This is a genomic window from Burkholderia sp. NRF60-BP8, from assembly GCF_001522585.2.
Classification (GTDB): Bacteria; Pseudomonadota; Gammaproteobacteria; order Burkholderiales; family Burkholderiaceae; genus Burkholderia.
On the sequence record NZ_CP013372.1, the window covers coordinates 1,388,220 to 1,410,087 of the forward strand.

The following is a 21,868-nucleotide window of genomic DNA, read 5'->3' on the forward strand; positions in this document are numbered from 1 at the left end:
GGTTGCAGGCGTTGCACTGGGGCCGTTCGCGGCGAGCAGGGTGCGCTACAGCACGTTGAGCATCGCGAGCGCCGCCTCCTGCAGATGCGGCAGCACGCGCCTCACGGCCGCGTCGCTCGTCTCCGCGCCGATCGGCATGTTCGTGCTCAGCGCGGCGACGACTTCGCCGTGACGGTTCTTCAGCGGCACCGCGATCCCGCGCACGCCGACCTGCAACTGCTGCTCGATCGCCGCGTAGCCGGCGTCGCGCGCCTGGTCGACCTGTTCGAGCAGCCGCGCCTTGTTGGTGATCGTGTGCGGCGTGAACGGCGGCAACTCGGTCTCGTCGAGCCACGCGCGCACGGCCTCGCGATCCGGATGATGGGCGAGCAGCACGACACCGGGCGACGTCAGCGGCGCCGGCACGCGTGCGCCGAGCACGAAGCCCGTCGTCATCACGCGCGACACGCCGTTGCGGGCGATGAACACGAGTTCCCAGCCGTCGAGCACGCTGACGTACGCCGATTCGTTCAGCGACGCGCTCAGTTGCTGCAGATAAGGCTGGACCGTGCGCGGCAGCCGCGCTGAATCGAAGTACGACCAGCCGACCCGCAGCACGCGCGGTGTGAGGCCGTACAGCTTGCCGTCGGTGTACACGTAGCCGAGCGACTCGAGCGTCAGCAGGTAGCGCCGCGCGGCCGTGCGCGTGAGGCCGGTGCGCGCGGCGGCCTGCGTGGGCGTCATGCGCGCGTGCTGGCTGTCGAACGCCTCCAGGATCATCAGGCCTTTTTCGAGGCCGGCAATCCAGTCGCGTCGGTCGAGATCGGGCTTTTTTGTCATCACGGGCGGGCAGTGGCGCGCGATGTTCGCGCGGGAGTGGGCGATTATCGCGCGAGTGGCGAGGCACTGCGACATGCTTGGTATGCGGACTACATCATTCGGCCAGCTTGCGGACTTGCACCATGGATATACAATCTATCGCGTATATCTATGGGGGCTCATATGCAAGTCGCAAAATGGGGCAATAGCCTGGCAGTTCGCCTTCCGGCCAGTGTGGTTGACGCACTGGAACTCCGCGAAGGCGACGATATCGAGATTGTGGTCGACAGTCCCCGGGTTTTCGCGGTGAGCCGCAAGCCGAGGCCCGACGAGCTTCTGGAGCGGCTGCGGCGCTTCAGGGGCAAGTTGCCCGCCGATTTCAAGTTCAGCCGGGACGATGCGAATGAGCAGGATTGAGACGGAGAAATCGTTCGTCGACAGCAATGTCGTGCTTTATCTGCTGTCCGACGACGAAACCAAGGCAAATCGTGCGGAAGCGCTGTTCCTGCGGCGGCCAACCCTCAGCGTCCAGGTATTGAACGAGGTCGCCAGTGTCTGCAACCGCAAACTGCGGATGCCGTGGCGCGAGGTCGGGGAGTTTCTGGAGCCGATCAGGCGTTTGTGCCATGTCGTGCCGCTCACCGTCGATGCGCACGACCTCGCGCGGCGGCTGGCGGAGTGGCATCGGCTGTCCTTCTACGACGCATGCATCGTGGCCACTGCTTCGATCGAGGGGTGCGAATATCTGTACACCGAAGACATGCACGACGGCTTGCAAGTGGACGGCGGTCCGGTATTGCGCAATCCGTTTGCTTGAGGACGGACGAACCGGAAAAATGGGGAAGCGGATGCGACGCGACCGTTACGCGCGCCGCATCCGTCGTGGCCTTACTCGCTGCTCGTCCACTCGACGTTCGCGCCGACCGAACGCAGGTTCTCGACGAAATGCGGATGCGCGCGGCGGATCGGCAGCGCGTTCATGATTTCCGAGCGGCCTTCGATGCTCGCCGCCACCATCAGCAGCGCGATCGCGACGCGGATGATGTACGGGCTCTCGACGCGCGCCGGCGTCAGTTGCAGTCCGCCGAACGTGATCAGCCGGTGCGGGTCGGACAACAACACGTGCGCGCCGAACTTCGACAGTTCGCCGGACCAGCCGAGCGCGCCGTCGTAGACCTTGTTCCAGAACATCGCGCTGCCTTCCGCGCGCACGCCGAGCGCGATGAAGATCGGCAGCAGGTCGACCGGCAGGTACGGCCACGGCGCGGCCTCGACCTTGGTCAGGATGTTCTGCGTGAACGGCCGGCGCACGCGCAGCGGGCCGTCGCGCTCCGCGCGCGACCAGCCGTCCCGGTGCGTGACGGTGACGCCGAATTTCGCGAAGGTGCGGTCGATCAGCGGGAAATGCTCGGGCGACGAATTGCGCACCGTGATGTCGCCGCCCGTGATCGCGCCGAGCGCAAGGAACGTCGCGATTTCATGGAAATCCTCGGCGAAGCGGAACTCGCCGCCGCCGAGCTTGCCGCCGCCCGTCACGCAGAGCCGCGACGTGCCGATGCCCTCGATCACGACGCCGATCATCGCGAGGAACTGGCAGAACTCCTGCACGTGCGGCTCGGAGGCCGCGTTCATCAGCGTCGACGTGCCGTTCGCGGCCGTCGCGCACAGCGCGAAGTTCTCGGTGGTCGTCACCGACGCGTAGTCGAGCCAGTGATCGTTGGCCGTCAGCGGCCCGTCGGTACGGACGATCAGCGAATCGGGCGTGCGCTCGATGTGTGCGCCGAAACGTTCGAACACCTCGACGTGCGGATCGATCTCGCGCACGCCGAGCGTGCAGCCTTTCACGTCGTTCTCGAGGCGTGCGACGCCGAAGCGCGCGAGCAGCGGCGGAATCAGCATGATCGACGAACGCATCGCCTCGGGCAGCCGGTGGATGGCCGGATCGAATTGCGTGTTGCGATGATGAAGCTCGAGCAGGCCCGTCGTGAAATCGACCGACACGTCGCTGCCGAGCGTGCGGAAGATGTCGAGGATCTTGCGCACGTCGGTGATGTCCGGCACGCCGACGAGGCGCAGCGGCTGATCGGTCAACAGGGTGGCGCACAGAATCGGCAGGACGGCGTTCTTGTTCGCGGACGGCTTGATGTCCCCGCGCAGCGGAGTGCCGCCGTGGACGATGAGATTCGACATGATATGGGGGCGTATCGGTGACTGACGTAGGCCCATATGATGCCATTGGTCGGCACGCGGCGTGGAGTGTTCGGAGGGGAAAAGGGGAATCGGGGTGCTCGATTGACCGTGTTTGACGTTGGACGCGGGTGTGATCGGCAATCCAACGGGGCGGTCGGCGCGGGAAAATGAAAACGGCCGGTTTCCATGATGAGGATCGGATCGGCCTCTTATCTCGTAAAATCGAGATCGGACTCCCGAATCCGACCTTCATGTCGACCCCAACACCTAAATCCTCCTTATCTGACGACGTTTCTGCGAATGCAGACGGCCGGCCATGGACGCGCGATGAACTCCGTTCGTCGGTCGACGAATATCTCAAAATGCTCGAGAGCGAGCGCGCGGGTCAGTCGTACGTCAAGAAAGCGGTGTACGAAAAGCTGGCCGCGCGATTCAATCGCACCGCAAAAGCGTTCGAGTATCGAATGCAGAACATTTCGTATGTGCTGGCGCTGATGGGCCGCCAATGGCTTCCCGGTCTCAAGCCAGCAAAGAACGTCGGCTCGAACGGCGCGTTGATCGAACAATTCATCAACGAACTAGAGCAGCGATCAGCCGCGCCGACCGTGAAATTCGAACTCGACGTACGCGACGCGTTGAAAAAGCCGCAGATCGTGCCGCCGCCGGGCAGCGCGAGCCCTGAGGTCACCCATGCAACCGTGACCCAGATTCGCCGCGATCCCTCGGTCAAGGCTTGGGTGTTGGCGCAAGCGAACGGCACCTGCGAATGCTGTCGCGAGCCTGCGCCCTTCAAAGGCGCGGACGGACTGCCGTATTTGGAGGTACATCATGTCCGTAAGCTGGCGGAGCGGGGGCCCGATCTCGTGTCGAACACGGTAGCCGTGTGCCCGAACTGCCACCGCGAACTGCATTACGGCGAGGGCGCCCAACAACTCGTCGAACGCCTCTACGCACGGTTGCCACGCCTCGTTCGCGCGTAACCGGTGCACTTGCCGGCCACGCGCTCATCACGTCATTGCGCCGCCCGCATCCGCGCGGCGACCGCCAGCGAGATCAGGCAGCCGAACGCCAGATAGCCGGCGACGAGGTGCCACGAACCGCCTGCGAGGCTGACGAGGCCGACCGCGATGAACGGCGTGAACCCGCCGCCTACGACGCTCGCGAACTGGTAGCCGACGCCCGCGCCGCTGTAGCGATATTCGGCGCCGAACAGCTCGGTGAACAGCGGCTGCTGGACGCTCACGACCATGTCGTGCGCGGCGTTCGCCAGCAGGATCGAGAAGATCACGATCCATGCGATCGATCGAGCTTCCAGCGCGACGAAGAACGGCACCGCGGATACGAGGCCGATCAGCGCGCCGATCAGGTAGATGCGGCGCAGGCCGTAGCGGTCGGCCAGCCATGCGAAGCAGGGGATCGTCACGCAGCTCACCGCGCCCACCAGCAGGCCGATGTTCAGGAACAGATCGCGCGACATGCCGAGGTTCGTCGTCGAATAGCTGAGCGCGAACGCGGTGACGATATACATCGTGAACAGTTCGGCGAGCCGCAGCGCGACGATCAGCAGGAACGCCTTGGGGTGGCGCGTCAGCGCCTCCAGCACCGGCAGGCGCAGTTTGCGGTTGCCGTGCTCGACCTTCTCGACGAACTCCTGCGATTCGTCCATGTTCTTGCGCACCCAGAGCCCGATCAGCACCAGCACGATGCTGAACACGAACGGCAGGCGCCAGCCCCACGACTTGAACGCGGCCTCGCCGAGTGTATGGCTCAGGATCGACACGATGCCGGTGGCCAGCACGAGCCCGACGCCGTAGCCGACCTGCACGCCGCTGCTGTAGAACGCCTTCTTCTGCTTCGGCGCGCTCTCGACGGCCATCAGCGCCGCGCCGCCCCATTCGCCGCCGACCGCGAAACCCTGGATCGCGCGCATCAGCACCAGCAGCACGGGCGCCCACCAGCCGATCGTCGAGAACGTCGGCAGCAGGCCGATCGCGACCGTCGACAGCCCCATCAGCATCACGGTCAGCACGAGCATCCGCTTGCGGCCGAGCCGGTCGCCGTAGTGGCCGAACACGATGCCGCCCAGCGGCCGGAACAGGAAGCCGACGCCGAAGGTGGCGAACGCCGCGAGCGTGCCCATCGTCGGGCTGACTTTCGGGAAAAACTCGGAATTGAACACCAGCGCGGCGACGATCCCGTACAGCAGGAAGTCGTACCAGTCGACGACGGCGCCGACGAAGCTGCCGATCGCGGCCTTGCGGGCCTGGCTGCGCGCACGGGCGCCGGCGGCGGCGTCGAGAGTGTCGAAGGTGGGGGTCATGGCGATGTCTCCTGGCACGGCGCATCGTGGAATCGTGGCGGCGCCGCGTCCGATGCTGCATTGAAGTCGATGAGTGAACGGAGAATAGGGCGCGGGCCGCACGGCGGCAATCGGCCAATCGGATAATGTGCGCGATTATCGTTCAATTCCGTGCGATTATCGAACGCTTTTCGGGTTTGCACTAGGCCGCGCGACGATATGCCGTTTGGCCGGGGTGTGCCGCAATGAACGATCTGGTTAAAATCTGCAGCATCGACAACTCGCCCGTTCGGGGCGGAGGCGAGGCCGCCGCATCGGCCGCGCATGCCGCACGCGACGGGCACAATCCCTCATCGACAGCATGCCCCCGGAGACTGGAATGCCCGGCAATTCCCACCCCTTGTCCAGCGATACGCCGCCCGTCGCCGATCCGGCCGCCAATCCGCTCGGGATGGCCGGCCTCGAATTCGTCGAATTCGCGGCGCCCGTGCCGGAAGCGCTCGCGCAGCGCTTCGAGCAGTTCGGGTTCAAGGCGATCGCGCGGCACGTCAGCAAGAACGTCACGCTGTACCGGCAGGGGCAGATGCATTTCCTGATCAACGCCGAGCCCGATTCGTTCGCCGCGCGCTATGCGGAGGAATACGGGATGGGCGTCTGCGCGATCGGGTTGCGCGTGGCGAACGCGCGGCGCGCGTTCGAGCGCGCGATCCAGCTCGGGGCGTGGGCGTTCGAAGGCGAAAAGGTGGGCGTCGGCGAGCTGAGGATCCCGGCGATCCAGGGCATCGGCGATTCGCACCTGTATTTCGTCGACCGCTGGCGCGGTCGGGACGGCCAGCGCGGCGGCGTCGGCGACATCTCCATCTTCGACATCGATTTCCGGCCGATCGACATCGCGACCGCGCATACCGATCTCGATTGCGCGGGCGTCGGCCTGCAGCAGGTCGACCACTTCACGCAAACCGTCGGCGCGGGCCGCATGCAGGAGTGGCTGGATTTCTACCACGACCTGCTGCATTTTCGCGAGATCCACCAGATCGACGCGCACTGGCATGTGTCGGAGGAGTCGCGCGTGATGGTGTCGCCGTGCGGCGCGGTGCGGATTCCGGTCTACGAGGAAGGTACGCGGCGCACCGAGCTGATGCATGCGTACCTGCCCGACCATCCGGGCGAGGGCGTGCAGCACGTCGCGCTGGCTACCGACGACATCCTGGCGTGCGTCGATGCGTTGCGTGCGAACGGCGTCGAATTCATCGAGCCGCCCGTACGCTATTACGACGACGTCGACACGCGGCTGCCTGGGCACGGTGTCGATCTCGACGCGCTGCGCCGTCGCGCGGTGCTGGTCGACGGCGAGATCGGCGACGACGGCGTGCCGAGGCTGTTCTTCCAGACCTTCGTCAAACGCCGCCCGGGCGAGATTTTTTTCGAGATCGTGCAGCGCAAGGGGCACCACGGGTTCGGCGAGGGCAACCTCGCGGCACTCGCCCGCGCGCGCGACGCCGGCTGAACGATCAGCCGCCGGCGGCCGGCAAGCGGTTCGGCGCGGGCGTTCGATGTCCGTATCCGCGGCGGCGTAGCCGCTTCGGTCCTGCCAGGGCCGCCCGTCGACGGAGGGTCGAAGTATTGCGGCGAAGACCGGCAGCCCGTCGCGGCCGGTCGATTTGTCACGCCGCGTCGGCCGCCGCGAGTTTACGGCTTTGCCGACGCATGCCCGCGAATATCGCGTCTGCCACGTCCGCCGGAAAATCCGCCGGGATCTGCGCGGCGGCTTCGGCAATCGCGGGCTCCGTCCGTGCTGCGACGGCCGTCATCGCGGTCCGCACGTCGTCTTCGGTCAGGCCGACGCGCCGGCCCTGTGCGATCCAGTGGCGCGGCCGGATTTCCCCGATCACGTAGTGCCGGTTCTTCCCGCAGACGGCCATCGCCAGGCGCGCGCGGCTCGGCGGGATCTGATTGCGGCGCGTACCGATGATCGGATGCGCGGACAGCACGTCGTACAGCGGCGTGCTGCGATACGCATTGCCGGGCAGGTGCGCGATGCTGAAGTTCTTCGCGTGGCCGTCGATCGCCGCCAGCACCCAGAACACGAGCTGTGCGACGAAGAAATTCATCCGGTCGCGGGAAGCGTCGGCCGAATTCGCGAGGATGCCCATGATCGTCTCGATGCCGGGGCCGCCGTCCGTTTCGTATTTCGCTCCCGACGGCGTGCCGGTCGCCTGACACATGTCCTCCTGCGGCAGCCGCAGGATCCACGAGCCGTCGCGCGACGGGCGCCGGTCGAAGCGCTCGACGATCAGCGCCTTCTGATCGTCGAACCGGCCGATCTCGCACGGTGCGACCGGCAAGCCGTACGCGGCGACGATCTTCGAGCACAGCCATTCGTTTTCGACGGACGTGCGCATGTCGGCCTGCATGTTGCCGACGCGCCCGAGCGGCAGCTTGAAGATGTGGGTCGTCGGCGTGCTGCCCGACGGCCGCAGCCAGCGGTTGCGCCGACGCAGCAGCGCGGTCTTTTCCTGCGCGCCGGCAATCGACAGGCGCAGGTCGTCGTGCGGTTCCCCGCGGCCGGGCAGCGGCGCGGCGGTCGCGTGGCGCAGCACATCGGCAACAGCTGCGTCGTCGAGCGGCGTGCCTTCGATTCCGTTGAGATTGACCGGTGTCTCGTCGGGCGGCAGCATCTGGATCGCGCCGACGCAATCGCGGCCGATCGACGCGAGCAAGTCGAACGGCGCTGTCGACCGGAGCCGGTAACGCTGCGCGATGCGGCGGCGGATCGGCTCGCTGTCCGGCAGCAGATTGTCGAAGTAGTCGGCCACGATCGCGCCCTGGTGCGGCTGGTTGCCGGGCGTGAAGGGCAGCGACAACGACAGCGGCCGGCCCTGGGGATCGTCGAGCCAGTCCGGCAGGTAGACGAGACGCTCGACCCCGCGCCGGATTTCCCAGTAGCCGACGGGAATGCCGTTCATCCACAGGTCGAGCCGGTTGCTGCGGGTGCGTGCGACCATCGTCACCAGTCCTCCCGCTCCGACGCGCGTGGCCTGGCCCGAGCCGTCGCTGTCGGGCGCTTCCGCGCAGTTCCGACGGCGGCCCCGGTCGGGGTTGTGGCGGCCGTTGTGCCGCGCTTGCTCGCGACCGGCTTGCGGCGCGCCACCGGTTCGGCAGCGGAAGCCGAATCGGCCGCGTCCGCCGGTGCATCCCGCTCGTCGAGGCTGAGCATCATGCGAACGCCAAGCGCGTTCATCACCTTGAAAAGCCGTTCGATGCTGACCGCCGACGGATTGGCTTCGAGCTGAGCATAAGATTGCTGGGTGATGCCGAGGCGGGCGGCCAGTTGCGCCTGCGTGAGTCCCGCGGATTTGCGGAAGCCGACGAGGATCGGGCGCAATTGGGTCAAGGTCTGGACAGGAAAGGCCATCGGGCGCTCCGCGAGATGACAGGCGATCGTTTGTAATCTGAAAATACAGTCTATGGCATGTATCGTCAAAATACAAACCATAGACTGTATTGACAAAAAACAAGCAATAGCCTGTTACGCGGAGCCCGATCGGTCAACCTGCCTGCGGTCGTCGCGCACGACACCCGCGTATCGCCCCATCACGCCGCCCGCGGAGCATACGTGTGCATCGCGGGATGCCGTGCAAGGCATCCCGATACTCCATTGCGCGAAACCGTCCCATGCCGTATGCCGCGGCCGTCGCTCGGCGGCGCTCGTGCGGATTTTGCCCGGGAGCGTCGTGCCGCTCGGGTGGGCGGTAGCATCGGTACGCCAAGCACGCCATGCCGATGGCGACATCACGCAAAAGAGGCTCGCGGGGGCGAGCCTCTTCTTCATCCCGCGCACTCGATCGCGCGTATCGAAGCATCGACGAGCGACGCGACGACCCGCGTTCACGACCCACGCGTCGAGCGATTCGTCCAATCGGCCAGTGCCGGCCACTGCGCATAGCCGCGCCGGATGAACCCGGCGCCCGTGCGGATCACGAGCGTACCGATCGTGAGCGCCGCCAGATCGTCGAGACGGCCGAAACCGAGCAGCGCCGCACTCATCGCGAGCGCCGCGAGCAACGACGACAGCGCATCGGTCCGCACGTGCCAGCCGCTCGCCTCGAGCAGCGCGGAGCCGGTCTCGCGCGCCTTGCGCAGCATCCAGTACGACAGCACGGCCTTGCCGGCGAGCGTGACGGCAGCCAGCGCGAGCGCGGTCGCGCCCGGCTGCACGATGGGCGGCGTATCGAACCGGGTCAGCGCATGCCAGATCATCTGTGCGCCGGTCGCGGCCAGCAACGCGCCGAGGCCCGCGAGTGCGAGCGGCTCGTAGGTCGGGCGTCGCTCCGGCGGCAGGCGCGCGTCGAACCGGCACGCGACGAGGATCAGCGCATCGGCCGCAAGATCGATCGCGGCGTGCGCGACGTCCGCGAGCAGTCCCGACGAATGCGCGGACCATGCCGCCGCCGTCTCGACGGCGAGCAGCAGCAGGTTGATCGCGAGGCTGACGGCGAGGACGCGGGACGTGGCTGCGTAAACGTGGGGCGTGGCGCGCGACGGGCGCTGCATGTCGGTTCGCTTGTCGGAATCGGGGCGGCTTCGAACGTTACCGGCAGCAGGTGGCACGCGAATGACAGGGTCAAACGAAGGCGCGTGTCGATCCACAGCTCCTGACGCGGCAATTGATCGACTTCTTCTGGGAGGCGGCATCCGACTGCTGGAGGGCGGCGCGCCTCGTATCGCCCTTGCGCGTACGCCGGGGTTTTGTTGCCGCGCGTGTGGCGCGATCTTGTCCGGCTGCCGTGCGAAGGGCGGTTGTCCCGATCCAGTGGATGCCCCGAGACACTCGGCGAGTGAATCTGCGGCCATGACCCAATAGGGGGATTCCAGCGTTTTGATTCCGCATCGCACCGCGCCGTAACAAGCAGGGCTGGACTCGCTCGTCTTCCACCACGAAATTCTCGACATTATAGAAATAATGTCAAAAGCAAACCATTCGATGATTGGATATTTGACGGTTTACGTTATATTATTCATCAAAATTCTCGATAGAACCCGCCATGTCCGATCTCGTCGCCGATGAACCTCGCCTGACCGCCGAAATCGAGCGCCTCAAGGCCGACTTCCCGAAAACACGCGAGCTGTACCGCGAAGTCTGCGCGCTGTTGTTCTTCCGCTTCGGCGTCACGCCGACGGCGAACCGCCTGTACCAGCTCGTTCGCAAGGGCAGCATGAGCACGCCGACGGCTGTCCTCGGCGAGTTCTGGGCCGAGCTGCGGGAAAAAAGCCGTGTGCGCATCGAGCATCCGGACCTGCCGGCCGATTTGCAGGCAGCAGCGGGCGAACTCGTCGCGGCACTGTGGAACCGCTCGACCACCGCGGCGGCCGCGGCCCTCGACACGCTGCGCGCGGAAGTCGAAGCCGAGCGGGCCGCGGCGCACGCGGAAGTCGCGACGTTGCAGGCCGATCTGGCCCGTACCGAAACCGCGCTGGAGCAACGCACGGCGGCGCTGCTGGCCGCGCAGGTCCGCATTCAGGAACTGGAGCAGGCGAGGGCGGCGGACGATGCATCGCGGCAAGCGCTGCAAGCGGATATCGAGCGCCTGAAGGCCGACAACGCGGAGGGCGATCGTGCACTCGCCGAGGCCCGTGCGGATTTCACCACCCAGCTCGACCGGTTGCGCGACGACGCCGGTCGCGCCGAGGAGCGCCTGCGCGCGTCGGAGAAACGGGCGCTTCAGGAGATCGATCGCGAGCGGCTCGCCGCCGCGCGATTGCAAAAGGAGCTCGACGCGGCCGCGTCGCGCGCGGAACAACGCGATGCGCAGCAGCGGAAAGACATGGCCGCGCTACAGGCGCAACTCGGCGACGCGCTGCATCGCTGCGGCGTGCTTCAGGGGCAGCTCGACGGCGCACTGGCGGCCGAGGCGGCGCGCGGCAACGAGCTCGATGCGGTGAGGCGCGAGATGGCGGCGCTGGTGCGCCGGCCGCCGTTGCGCGGAGTCAAGAGCGCTCCGGCCGCCGAACGCAGCGAGCGTCGGGCGCGCATGAGAAAGCGTGCCGACGAAGCGCCGCGCTGACGGCGCAACCGACTCGCCGCGGATGACATGCGGCCCGCGCACGCCCCGGGCAGACGAGAAGCGCGCCGGCCAGGCATTGGGCTCGCGACGGGGATCGGGTAAAGTGCCGCTCAACATGCCGGCTCGACGTTACTAGACGACCGGTCTAATCGTTGCTACCATACGCCATCATGAATGCATCTTCAGGCGCCGAAGTCCGCCAGCACATCCTGAATATCGCGAAGCCGATCATGCTCCACAAGGGGTTTTCGGCGGTCGGTCTGAACGAGATTCTCGCTGCGGCGGGCATCCCGAAGGGCTCGTTCTACCATTACTTCGGCTCGAAAGAGGCATTCGGCGAAGCGCTGCTCGAATCGTATTTCGAAGGCTATCTCGCGCATCTCGACAACCTGCTCGAGCAGCAGGCCGGTACCGGCGCCGAGCGCCTGATGACGTACTGGGGCAACTGGCTGCACACGCAATGCGCGGACGATCCGGAAGGCAAGTGCCTCGCGGTGAAGCTCGGCGCGGAAGTGTCGGATCTGTCGGAAGCGATGCGCACGGTACTGCGGCGCGGCACCAGCCAGATCATCGAGCGGCTCGCGGGCGGCATCGAGGCCGGGCTCGCCGACGGTTCGCTGAGCGGCGTCGACGATCCGTCGTACACGGCCGCGATCCTGTACGAGCTGTGGCTGGGCGCGACGCTGCTGGAAAAGATTCACCGCAACCGCAAACCGCTCGAAAGGGCGATGGCCGAAACGCGGCGCATGCTGAACCTGCCGCCGGCCGCACCGCGGGACGGAGCGCAGTCGTAATCCGGGCGCGCATGGGCGCGCCTTGTTTTTGCCTTGATTCTAGACGACTGGTCTACTCAATCATTCATGACGAATGTCTCACGCCGCGTTACGCTGTTCCGATCGTTCCAACCGCGCGCCTGCAATCGCACCGGCGCGACCGCCGACGCCGCCGCAGGCGCGCACTTCTCGCTGGTTCATCCCTGATCCGAGCGTGCCCACGCGGCACGTTCATTCCCGTTGACGGAGGCTCACATGCCGCAAAGCAAAACCGCAAACCGCCAGATCGTCCTGAATTCGCGCCCGGTCGGCGCACCGACGCCGGACAACTTCCGCGCCGAAACCGGCGACGTGCCGGTGCCCGGCGCCGGCCAGGTGCTGCTGCGCACCGTCTGGTTGTCGCTCGACCCGTACATGCGCGGCCGGATGAGCGACGCGCCGTCCTATGCGCCACCGGCCGAACTGGGCCAGCCGATGGTCGGCGGCACGGTCAGCCGTGTGGTGGCGTCGAATCTGCCGGCGTTTCGCGAAGGCGATCTCGTCGTGGCCGGCGCCGGCTGGCAGGACTATGCGCTGTCCGACGGGCGCGACCTGATCCCGCTCGGCCGCGACTTCGCGCATCCGTCGTACGCGCTCGGCGTGCTGGGCATGCCTGGCTTCACCGCGTACACCGGGCTGCTGACGATCGGCGAACCGAAGGCCGGCGAAACCGTGGTCGTCGCGGCCGCGAGCGGCGCGGTCGGCGCGGTGGTCGGCCAGATCGCGAAGCTGAAGGGTTGCCGCGTGGTCGGCGTCGCGGGCGGCGCCGACAAGTGCGCGTACGTGACCGGCACGCTCGGCTTCGACGCGTGCGTCGACCATCGCGATCCGGCGTTTGCGGCCAAGCTGAAGGACGCGTGCCCGAACGGCATCGACGTGTATTTCGAGAACGTCGGCGGCGCCGTGTTCGACGCGGTGTGGCCGCTGCTGAACGACCATGCGCGCGTGCCCGTCTGCGGAATCATCGCGCATTACAACGACGCCGCATACGACGACAAGGCCGTGTCGACCGGCCGCGACCGCGTGCCGGCGCTGATGGGTGCGATCCTGCGCAAGCGCATCCGCGTGCAGGGTTTCATCATTCTCGATCACTATGCGACCGGCTATGCGACGTTCCTGAAGGACATGAGCGAGTGGGTCGCGCAAGGCAAGGTGAAGACGCTCGAGGACGTCGTTCCCGATCTCGCCGACGCGCCGCAAGCGCTGATCGGTTTGCTCGCCGGCAAGAATTTCGGCAAGGTCGTCGTGCGGGTCGGCCCGGACGAACTGGCCTGATCCCCGCTCGGCGACAGACCGCCACTGCACGCTGGCGTCGCGAGACGCCGGCTTGTGGCATGCTCGTTTCCGTTTTCAAAGGAGTGGAAAAAATGGCGCTTCACGTGATTGCTTCGCTGTTCCTGAAACCCGAACACGCGCAGGCCGCCGAGGCCGAACTGCGCAGCATGGTCGCCAAGACGCGCACCGAACCGGGCAACCGGCGCTATGACCTGTTCCGCGAGCAGGACGGTTCGCCCAACCTGCATCTGTACGAAATCTACGACGACCAGGCGGCGTTCGACGCACACCTCGCGAGCCCGTATTTCGGCGAATTCCGTGCGAAGTCGGCCGACTGGTTTACCGCACCGCCGGTCATCAAGGTGCTATCGGGCATCGACGTGGCCGAGTAACGACGCACGCACGCAACACCCCCGCCGCGGCTCGCCCACACCCGGGCCGTGCGGCAGCCGTTGCACACGACGCAACGGCGACGACGACCCCACGGCGCAGCACGCCCCGTTCGCGCCGCTTCCCCAATACAACGGCCCCGGAGGCTGAATGATCACCCTCAACATCAACGGCGAAACCCGCTCGGTCGACGCCCCCGACGACATGCCCTTGCTCTGGGTGCTGCGCGACGTCGTCGGTCTGACCGGCACCAAGTTCGGCTGCGGGATCGCGCAATGCGGCGCGTGCACCGTGCATCTCGACGGCGTTGCCGCGCGCTCGTGCGTGCTGCCGGTCGCGGCCGTCGCGGGCCGCAAGATCACGACGATCGAAGCCGTCGGCGCGACGCCGGCCGGCCACAAGGTCCAGCAGGCGTGGCGCGAGCTCGACGTCGTCCAGTGCGGCTACTGCCAGTCGGGGCAGGTGATGGCCGCCACCGCGCTGATCGCAGCGAATCCGAATCCGAGCGATGCCGACATCGACGCGGCCATGGCCGGCAACATCTGCCGCTGCGGCACGTACCACCGGATTCGCACGGCCGTCAAACAAGCCGCGAAGGAGGCCTGACATGTCACGTGGACTGATCGAAGCAGGTCGGGCCGGCGCGGGCGTGTCGCGCCGCGGGTTTCTCAAACTCGGCATGTCGCTCGGCGCGGCGGCCGGCGGCGGCTTGCTGCTCAGCTTCAGCCTGCCGGCGGCGGGCGACGATGCGCGCCGCTCGGTGATCGGCGGCGACGCAGCCGAACCCGCTGCGCCCGGCGTGTTCGCCCCGAACGCATTCGTGCAGATCGACCGCGCCGGCAAGGTCACGCTCGTGATGCCGAAGGTCGAGATGGGGCAGGGTGTCTATACGGCGCTGCCGATGCTGATCGCGGAAGAGCTCGAAGTGCCGCTGTCGAGCGTGACGCTCGATCATGCGCCGCCGAACGAGAAGCTGTTCCTCGACCCGCTGCTCGGCGGCCAGCTCACCGGCGGCTCGACGTCGGTGCGCTACGCGTGGGATCCGCTGCGCCGCGCGGGCGCGACGGCGCGCACGCTGCTTGTCGCGGCGGCCGCGAAGCAATGGAACGTCGATCCGGCCAGTTGCCGCGCGGCGAACGGCGAAGTGCAGCATCCGCCGAGCGGCCGGCGCGCATCGTACGGGCAGTTGGCCGACGCCGCGGCGAAGCTGCCGGTGCCGAAGGACGTCGTGCTGAAACAGCCGGCGGATTTCAAGCTGATCGGCACGCCCGCGAAGCGCCTCGATTCGCCGGAGAAGGTCGACGGCACCGCGCAGTTCGGGCTCGACGTGCGCGTGCCCGGCATGCTGTATGCGGTGATCGTGAACAGCCCGGTGTTCGGCGGCACGGTCGCGAGCGTCGACGACACGGCCGCGAGAAAAATCCCCGGCGTGCGTCAGGTCGTGCGCGTCGACAACGCGGTCGCGGTGGTCGGCGATCACACGTGGGCCGCGAAGCGCGGCGCATCGGCGCTCGTCGTGAAGTGGAACGAAGGCGCGGACGCAAAGGTGTCGACGAAGGATCTTTTCGCGGATCTCGCGCATGCGGCGGCGAACGGCAAGGGCGCGGTCGCGCGCAAGGAAGGCGACGTCGGCAAGGCGTTCGCGAACGCGAAGACGCGCGTCGACGCCGTCTACGAACAGCCGTTGCTCGCCCACGCGACGATGGAGCCCGTGAACTGCACGGTGCACGTGCGCGGCGACGGCTGCGACATCTGGGTCGGCACGCAGGTGCCGACCCGCGTGCGCGACACGGCGCAGCAACTGACCGGGCTGGCGCCGGACAAGATCGTCGTGCACAACCATCTGCTCGGCGGCGGATTCGGCCGGCGGCTCGAAACCGACATGGTCGGCCAGGCCGTGAAGGTCGGCAAACAGGTCGCGGCACCGGTGAAGGTGATCTGGACGCGCGAGGAAGACGTCCAGCACGACATGTACCGGCCGTGCTACTACGACACGATCTCGGCCGGCCTCGACGCGAACGGCAAGCCGGTCGCGTGGCAGCACCGGATCGTCGGCTCGTCGATTCTCGCGCGCTTCGCGCCGCCCGCGGTCAAGGACGGCGTCGATCCCGACGCGGTCGAGGTCGCGGCCGAGCTGCCGTACGACCTGCCGAACCAGCTCGTCGACTACGTGCGCCAGGAGCCGCGCCACGTGCCGACCGCGTTCTGGCGCGGCGTCGGGCCCACGCGCAGCACGTTCGTCGTCGAGAGCTTCATCGACGAATTGGCCGCCCAGACCAAGACCGATCCGGTGCAGTACCGCCGCGCACTGCTCGACAAGACGCCGCGCGCGCGCAACGTGCTCGACGTCGCGACGAAGGCGGCCGGCTGGGGCGCGTCGCTGCCGAAGGGGCAAGGGCGCGGCGTGTCGGTCATGCACGCGTTCGGCAGCTTTTTCTCGATCGTCATCGACGTGGCGGTGGACGGCGGCGAGGTGCAGGTCAAGCGCGTCGTGTGCGCGGTCGACTGCGGCATGTACGTGAATCCGAACACGATCGAGGCGCAAGTGCAGGGCGGCATCATCTTCGGGATCACGGGCGCGCTGTACGGCGAGATCACGATCGAGGACGGCCGCGTCGTGCAGACCAACTTTACCGACTACCGGGTGATGCGAATCAACGAGACGCCGCCGATCGAAGTCCATCTGGTGAAGAGCGGCGAGGCGCCGGGCGGGATCGGCGAGCCGGGCACGGCCGCGACCGCGGCGGCGCTGTCGAACGCGATCTTCGCGGCCACCGGCACGCGGCTGCGCAAGCTGCCGGTCGGCAACCAGCTGAAAACGGCCTGAGGGGAGGGGACGACCATGCGACATCTCACCCTGAACCCGAGCCTGAACGCGCTCCGTGCCTCGTTGCTCGCGCTGTCCGCACTGGTGGCCGGCACGGTCGCGCATGCCGCTCAGACGGCGCCCGCCGACAGCGCGCTCGTCGCACGCGGTGCATATCTCGCGAAAGCCGGCGACTGCGTCGCGTGCCACACCGCGCCGCGCGGCACGCCGTTCGCGGGCGGCCTGAAGATGGTCACGCCGATGGGCGCGATCTACACGACCAACATCACGCCCGATCCGGAGACAGGCATCGGCGGCTATACCGAAGCCGATTTCGCCGCCGCGTTGCGCAAGGGCGTCGCGAAGGACGGTCACCACCTGTATCCGGCGATGCCGTATCCGTCGTACGCGAAGCTGAAGGACGACGACGTGAAGGCGCTGTATGCGTACTTCATGCACGGCGTCGAACCGGTGAAGCAGGCGAACCGGGCGTCCGACATCCCGTGGCCGCTCAACATGCGCTGGCCGCTCGCGTTGTGGAACATGGTGTTCCTCGACACGACGCCCTACGCGGACAAGCCCGCGAAGGATGCGATGTGGAACCGCGGCGCGTATCTGGTGCAGGGGCTCGGACACTGCGGGTCGTGCCACACGCCGCGCGGCGTCGGCTTCCAGGAGAAGGCGCTCGACGAAAGCGGCGCGGCGTTCCTGTCGGGCGCCTTGATCGACAACTGGTTCGCGTCGAACCTGACCGGCGAGCACAACACCGGGCTCGGCCGCTGGAACGAGGCCGACGTCGCGCAGTTCCTGAAGACCGGCGCTAACCAGCACGCGACCGCGTTCGGTTCGATGGTGAGCGTGATCAACCACAGCACGCAGGAACTGACCGACGACGATCTGGCCGCGATCTCGCGCTACCTGAAATCGCTGCCGGCGGCAGGCGGCACGGGTGCGCCGCCGTACCGCTACGATCCGAAGGCGACGCAGGCCGTGCTGGGCCGGCCGGCAACCGATCCGGGCGCGAAGGTGTATAACGCTTACTGCCTGCATTGCCACGGCGTGGACGGGCGCGGCTATGCGCCGCTGCTTGCTCCGCTCGCGGGCAATCCGAACGTGCTGGAGGCCGATGCGTCGTCGCTGATCAACGTGACGCTGAACGGCAGCGACACGCTCGTGATCGGCGGTGTGCCGTCCGCCTATCCGATGCCGGCATTCTCGAACCAGTTGAACGACCGGCAGATCGCCGACGTGCTGACGTTCATGCGCGCCGGCTGGAACAACGGCGCGCCGGCGGTGCAGGCGGCGGACGTCGCGAAACTCCGCAAGGCGACGGCGGCCGCGCACTGAGCGCGGTATGCTGCGCAACGATGGCGGGCCGCCGTGCCTGCCGCCCATGCCGCCCGGTGCGTGCCTGCCCCGGCGGCGTGGCTTTTTCTGTCAACCGGCGCGCGGCCGCTCGCGGCAGCGCGCGTTTTATCGACGCAATGTAGGGGTGTCTGGATGGCTAACGTGACTTATACGGATACGCAACTGCTGATCGACGGCGAGTGGGTCGACGCCGCGAGCGGCAAGACGATCGACGTCGTGAACCCGGCGACCGGCAAGCCGATCGGCAAGGTGGCCCACGCGGGCATCGCCGATCTCGACCGTGCGCTCGCCGCCGCGCAGCGCGGCTTCGAAGCATGGCGCAAGGTGCCCGCCCACGAGCGCGCGGCGACGATGCGCAAGGCGGCCGCACTGGTGCGCGAACGTGCGGACACGATCGCGCAGTTGATGACGCAGGAGCAGGGCAAGCCGCTCGCCGAAGCGCGCATCGAAGTGCTGTCGGCGGCCGACATCATCGAATGGTTCGCGGACGAGGGCCGCCGCGTGTACGGCCGGATCGTGCCGCCGCGCAACCTCGGTGCGCAGCAGACGGTCGTGAAGGAGCCGGTCGGCCCGGTCGCGGCGTTCACGCCGTGGAATTTCCCGGTCAACCAGGTGGTGCGCAAGCTGAGCGCCGCGCTCGCGACCGGCTGTTCGTTCCTCGTGAAGGCGCCGGAAGAAACCCCGGCATCGCCGGCCGCGCTGCTGCGCGCGTTCGTCGACGCCGGTGTGCCGGCCGGCGTGATCGGCCTCGTATACGGCGATCCGGCTGAAATCTCGTCGTACCTGATCCCGCACCCGGTGATCCGCAAGGTCACGTTCACGGGTTCGACGCCGGTCGGCAAGCAGTTGGCCGCGCTCGCGGGCCAGCACATGAAGCGCGCGACGATGGAACTGGGCGGCCACGCGCCGGTGATCGTCGCCGAGGACGCGGACGTCGCGCTTGCGGTGAAGGCCGCCGGCGGTGCGAAGTTCCGCAACGCGGGGCAGGTCTGCATTTCGCCGACGCGCTTCCTCGTGCACAACAGCATCCGCGACGAATTCACGCGCGCGCTGGTCAAGCATGCGGAAGGGCTGAAGGTCGGCAACGGCCTCGACGAAGGCACGACGCTCGGCGCGCTCGCGAATCCGCGGCGGCTGACCGCGATGGCGTCGGTTGTCGACAACGCGCGCAAGGTCGGCGCGAGCATCGAGACCGGCGGCGAGCGCATCGGCGCGGAAGGCAACTTCTTCGCACCGACCGTGATCGCGAACGTGCCGCTCGAAGCGGACGTGTTCAACAACGAGCCGTTCGGCCCGGTCGCGGCGATTCGCGGCTTCGACAAGCTCGAGGACGCGATCGCCGAGGCGAACCGACTGCCGTTCGGGCTGGCCGGCTACGCGTTCACGCGCGCGTTCGCGAACGTGCATCTGCTGACGCAGCGCCTCGAAGTCGGGATGCTGTGGATCAACCAGCCGGCGACGCCGTGGCCGGAAATGCCGTTCGGCGGCGTGAAGGATTCGGGCTACGGGTCGGAAGGCGGGCCGGAAGCGCTGGAGCCGTATCTCGTCACGAAGTCGGTGACGGTGATGGCCGTCTGACGACGACTTGAGCGTCGTGACGCCGCCGCTTCCGGGCACGGGGCGGCGGCGTTTTTTTTGGGGGGCGCGTCGACCACGGCGAACCTCAGCGGATCGGCAGAATGCCCTCGAAGACGCGTCTCACTGCGCTCTGCTGGTCGGGGTTCAGATCTCGGTAGGCGGGCGGAACCTTGCCGCATTCGGCGACCTTCGCGCTTTTGACCTTTCCTTTCGCGACTGCCCACTCGCCGGACAGATCGCCTTCGAATTTCATGCCGAAGGGGCTATTGGCGCCTGCCGCCTGGCCCCAGCCGTTCACCATCATGGTTTCCTGCGCGCCGCCCCACGCGAGCGGGTGCTTGCCGTCCTGCGACTCGCGGCGGTTCTGGCAGGAGTCGGCATTCGGCACGCAGTGGCCCCCGATGATTTGCTCCGGCGTGGCCTTCTTCAGGTCGGCCAGGTCCAGCAGCATGTAGTTCTCGAGATTGACGAGATAGTCGCGATTGCTTTCGGCGATCAAGATCGCCGCCATCGCGTTGCCGAGCGCCTGATCGTTCGCGTCGGCTCCGCTCAGGCCGCCCGCGTAAACCGTCTTCATCGCTTTGAGCAGCTCCGCCGGCGTCCTGTCTTTGGCGGCCCTGGCAAACATCGTCGGGTAGTCGCTGGCGAAACACGTGCTCGAGTTCCCGTTCGCTCGTCCCCAGAAGTGAATGTAGTTCGAGTATTGTCCGCCTCCGCACTGGCGATAATAAATGGCCTCGTTCATCGAGAAGAACTGGCTCCGGCCTCCTGCGCCAGCGCATTGATAGGCCGCGAGACGCAGGAACTTCAACGGGCTCACGACGTTGCCGAAGTAGTTGCGCTGGTCGGGACCGGCCGCAGGAAGGCGATCGTTCGCCCCGTCGCAACGTTTCGGGTCGGGCGGGGGCGCTTCCGGCCTCAGCGGCATACGCTCGACGACAGTGTCGACTTTCGCGTCCGCGACCCTGAGCGCGGCTTCGCGCAACACATCCGACGTGACGTAGAGCGGCCCACCGCGCATGTCGACGGCATAGCAGGCGGTCGCTCCTTGCGCCTGCACGGCGAAAGAAAGTGCGGCGGCAAACGAACATGCGGCGATCCCCAAGGTGCCGCCGATACGGTGACGATCGATATCCATGAACGGGCTCCGGTGATTTCGTGGATGGGAAAGGGCCCGCGAATGGGCATGCGTTAACAGCAAGCCGGCGCACGCAGATGGTCTACGGGCCGACAGCGCTGCCCGACGTCGCGGGATGAAGGACACAGGAGGAAGGGACGCTCGGGACGAGCCGTTGTGAGCTGCCCGGGAATCGAGGGATGCGGTGCGTTAGTCGCGCATCGGACTGGCCGGATGGATCAGGCCGTTCTTGGGAATGGGACAAGCAGTGACATACCGATTAGCCACGGCGTTTTAATTTTACATAACGTGAATTATCGACAGTTTGTGTTGTAGCAGCCATATCCTAATGTCGTGTTCTGGCTATTTACAGATGTCGTGTTTTTGACTGCTGGCATGCTGGACGGCTCGTTGAGTAAGCCCGGGAGCCGACCATGCAGCCAGCCGGATTGGTGACACTGACGATGCGAGAGCTTGATCGACTCAAGGTAATCCAGGCCGTGGTGGACACGGGCTTGAAGCCTGGGCGTGCGGCTGAACGGCTGGGCCTGAGCGTGCGCCAGGTGGAACGGCTGATCATCCGATATCGAGAGCAAGGAGCCAGCGGCGTAGCTTCGGGCCGTCGCGGCCGGCCGGGCAACCGCAAGCTCGACGACGGGCTGGCGTTACGTGCCCTGACCGTTATTCGCGAGCGCTACGCTGATTTCGGGCCGACGCTGGCGTGCGAGAAGCTCTGGGAGTGCCACGGCATTCGGCTGGCCAAGGAGACGGTCAGGAAGCTGATGACGGACGCTGGGCTTTGGATTCCGCGTCGACAGCGGCCGCCGAAGGTGTATCAGCCACGAGCCCGACGCGCGTGCCTGGGCGAACTGATCCAGATCGACGGCAGCGATCATCGGTGGTTCGAGGAACGGGCGCCGGCCTGCACGCTGCTGGTGTATGTGGACGACGCGACGAGCCGGTTGATGATGCTGCATTTCACGCAGACGGAGTCGACGTTCAGCTACTTCGAGGCAACACGGGCATACATCGAACGGCACGGCAAACCTGGGGCGTTCAAGAAGAAGCAACGCGAGATCACGCAGGCCGACGTCGAGCATGTGATCGTGGATCTGGCGCAACGTCGGCAAACCGCAGCGCCGCCAAACAAACCTGGCCGTCGGTCTGCCA

19 protein-coding genes and 1 pseudogene are annotated in these 21,868 nt (G+C 66.9%); 13 read left to right on the forward strand and 7 right to left on the reverse strand.

What is annotated here, in order from left to right:
* Nucleotides 1-45 precede the first annotated feature (45 nt).
* Nucleotides 46-819, reverse strand: a complete 774-nt coding sequence (locus WS54_RS06380; RefSeq protein ID WP_034204834.1) for an IclR family transcriptional regulator domain-containing protein — start codon at nucleotides 817-819, stop codon at nucleotides 46-48.
* A gap of 162 nt (nucleotides 820-981) precedes the next feature.
* Between WS54_RS06380 and WS54_RS06385 the strand changes: the two genes are divergently transcribed.
* Together WS54_RS06385 and WS54_RS06390 are read left to right on the forward strand one after the other, a co-directional pair.
* Entirely contained in the window at nucleotides 982-1,215 is a 234-nt protein-coding gene (locus tag WS54_RS06385) for an AbrB/MazE/SpoVT family DNA-binding domain-containing protein (protein ID WP_027808267.1), read from the forward strand.
* Entirely contained in the window at nucleotides 1,202-1,615 is a 414-nt protein-coding gene (locus WS54_RS06390; protein WP_034204833.1) for a PIN domain-containing protein, read from the forward strand. The genes WS54_RS06385 and WS54_RS06390 overlap by 14 nt, the downstream gene beginning before the upstream one ends.
* 71 nt (nucleotides 1,616-1,686) lie before the next feature.
* Here the strand turns inward: WS54_RS06390 and WS54_RS06395 are convergent, their stop codons facing one another.
* Nucleotides 1,687-2,988 carry a UDP-N-acetylglucosamine 1-carboxyvinyltransferase gene (locus tag WS54_RS06395; protein ID WP_059783521.1) on the reverse strand — a complete coding sequence of 434 codons (1,302 nt, stop codon included), beginning with the start codon at nucleotides 2,986-2,988 and terminating at the stop codon, nucleotides 1,687-1,689.
* A gap of 167 nt (nucleotides 2,989-3,155) precedes the next feature.
* Between WS54_RS06395 and WS54_RS34420 the strand changes: the two genes are divergently transcribed.
* Nucleotides 3,156-3,968: an HNH endonuclease gene (locus WS54_RS34420; protein ID WP_230624776.1), complete on the forward strand. Its 813-nt coding sequence runs from the start codon at nucleotides 3,156-3,158 to the stop codon at nucleotides 3,966-3,968.
* Between the two features lie 32 nt (nucleotides 3,969-4,000).
* Here WS54_RS34420 and shiA read toward each other — a convergent pair whose 3' ends face one another.
* Nucleotides 4,001-5,308 carry a shikimate transporter gene (gene shiA / locus WS54_RS06405; RefSeq protein WP_034204830.1) on the reverse strand — a complete coding sequence of 436 codons (1,308 nt, stop codon included), beginning with the start codon at nucleotides 5,306-5,308 and terminating at the stop codon, nucleotides 4,001-4,003.
* 358 nt (nucleotides 5,309-5,666) lie between these two features.
* Between shiA and WS54_RS06415 the strand changes: the two genes are divergently transcribed.
* Nucleotides 5,667-6,794, forward strand: coding sequence for a 4-hydroxyphenylpyruvate dioxygenase family protein (locus WS54_RS06415; protein WP_059783519.1), 1,128 nt, complete (start codon nucleotides 5,667-5,669; stop codon nucleotides 6,792-6,794).
* A 157-nt stretch (nucleotides 6,795-6,951) separates the two neighbouring features.
* Here the strand turns inward: WS54_RS06415 and WS54_RS06420 are convergent, their stop codons facing one another.
* From WS54_RS06420 to WS54_RS06430, 3 genes are all read right to left on the reverse strand, one after another.
* Nucleotides 6,952-8,292 carry a type II toxin-antitoxin system HipA family toxin gene (locus WS54_RS06420; protein ID WP_059783517.1) on the reverse strand — a complete coding sequence of 447 codons (1,341 nt, stop codon included), beginning with the start codon at nucleotides 8,290-8,292 and terminating at the stop codon, nucleotides 6,952-6,954.
* Between the two features lie 2 nt (nucleotides 8,293-8,294).
* Nucleotides 8,295-8,702: a helix-turn-helix domain-containing protein gene (locus tag WS54_RS06425; RefSeq protein WP_059783515.1), complete on the reverse strand. Its 408-nt coding sequence runs from the start codon at nucleotides 8,700-8,702 to the stop codon at nucleotides 8,295-8,297.
* A gap of 473 nt (nucleotides 8,703-9,175) precedes the next feature.
* Complete coding sequence (locus WS54_RS06430; protein ID WP_059783513.1) at nucleotides 9,176-9,841, reverse strand: cation diffusion facilitator family transporter; 666 nt, start codon at nucleotides 9,839-9,841, stop codon at nucleotides 9,176-9,178.
* A 491-nt stretch (nucleotides 9,842-10,332) separates the two neighbouring features.
* On the opposite strand from WS54_RS06430, the gene WS54_RS06435 reads away from it, so the two are divergent.
* The 8 genes from WS54_RS06435 (at nucleotide 10,333) to WS54_RS06470 (ending at nucleotide 19,581) form a co-directional block, all read left to right on the forward strand.
* Nucleotides 10,333-11,352: a DNA-binding protein gene (locus WS54_RS06435; protein WP_059783511.1), complete on the forward strand. Its 1,020-nt coding sequence runs from the start codon at nucleotides 10,333-10,335 to the stop codon at nucleotides 11,350-11,352.
* Between the two features lie 170 nt (nucleotides 11,353-11,522).
* Complete coding sequence (locus tag WS54_RS06440; protein WP_059783510.1) at nucleotides 11,523-12,146, forward strand: TetR/AcrR family transcriptional regulator; 624 nt, start codon at nucleotides 11,523-11,525, stop codon at nucleotides 12,144-12,146.
* Nucleotides 12,147-12,380: 234 nt separating this feature from the next.
* On the forward strand, nucleotides 12,381-13,439 hold the full coding sequence (locus WS54_RS06445; RefSeq protein ID WP_034204821.1) for an NADP-dependent oxidoreductase: 1,059 nt from the start codon (nucleotides 12,381-12,383) through the stop codon (nucleotides 13,437-13,439).
* Nucleotides 13,440-13,531: 92 nt separating this feature from the next.
* On the forward strand, nucleotides 13,532-13,831 hold the full coding sequence (locus tag WS54_RS06450; RefSeq protein ID WP_034204820.1) for a putative quinol monooxygenase: 300 nt from the start codon (nucleotides 13,532-13,534) through the stop codon (nucleotides 13,829-13,831).
* 148 nt (nucleotides 13,832-13,979) lie between these two features.
* Nucleotides 13,980-14,435, forward strand: a complete 456-nt coding sequence (locus tag WS54_RS06455) for a (2Fe-2S)-binding protein (protein WP_034204819.1) — start codon at nucleotides 13,980-13,982, stop codon at nucleotides 14,433-14,435.
* Nucleotide 14,436: 1 nt separating this feature from the next.
* Nucleotides 14,437-16,656, forward strand: coding sequence for a xanthine dehydrogenase family protein molybdopterin-binding subunit (locus WS54_RS06460; protein ID WP_059783508.1), 2,220 nt, complete (start codon nucleotides 14,437-14,439; stop codon nucleotides 16,654-16,656).
* A gap of 15 nt (nucleotides 16,657-16,671) precedes the next feature.
* Nucleotides 16,672-17,982 (forward strand): cytochrome c, encoded by a 1,311-nt coding sequence (locus WS54_RS06465; RefSeq protein ID WP_059783505.1) that lies wholly within the window; start codon nucleotides 16,672-16,674, stop codon nucleotides 17,980-17,982.
* A gap of 153 nt (nucleotides 17,983-18,135) precedes the next feature.
* Nucleotides 18,136-19,581 (forward strand): NAD-dependent succinate-semialdehyde dehydrogenase, encoded by a 1,446-nt coding sequence (locus WS54_RS06470; protein ID WP_059783503.1) that lies wholly within the window; start codon nucleotides 18,136-18,138, stop codon nucleotides 19,579-19,581.
* Nucleotides 19,582-19,666: 85 nt separating this feature from the next.
* On the opposite strand, the gene WS54_RS06475 is transcribed toward WS54_RS06470, so the two are convergent.
* Nucleotides 19,667-20,719, reverse strand: a complete 1,053-nt coding sequence (locus WS54_RS06475) for a hypothetical protein (protein WP_059783501.1) — start codon at nucleotides 20,717-20,719, stop codon at nucleotides 19,667-19,669.
* Nucleotides 20,720-21,156: 437 nt separating this feature from the next.
* Here WS54_RS06475 and WS54_RS06480 point away from each other — a divergent pair.
* Nucleotides 21,157-21,747 (forward strand): annotated as a pseudogene (locus WS54_RS06480) (ISNCY family transposase); the annotation flags it as partial.
* Nucleotides 21,748-21,868: the final 121 nt, after the last annotated feature.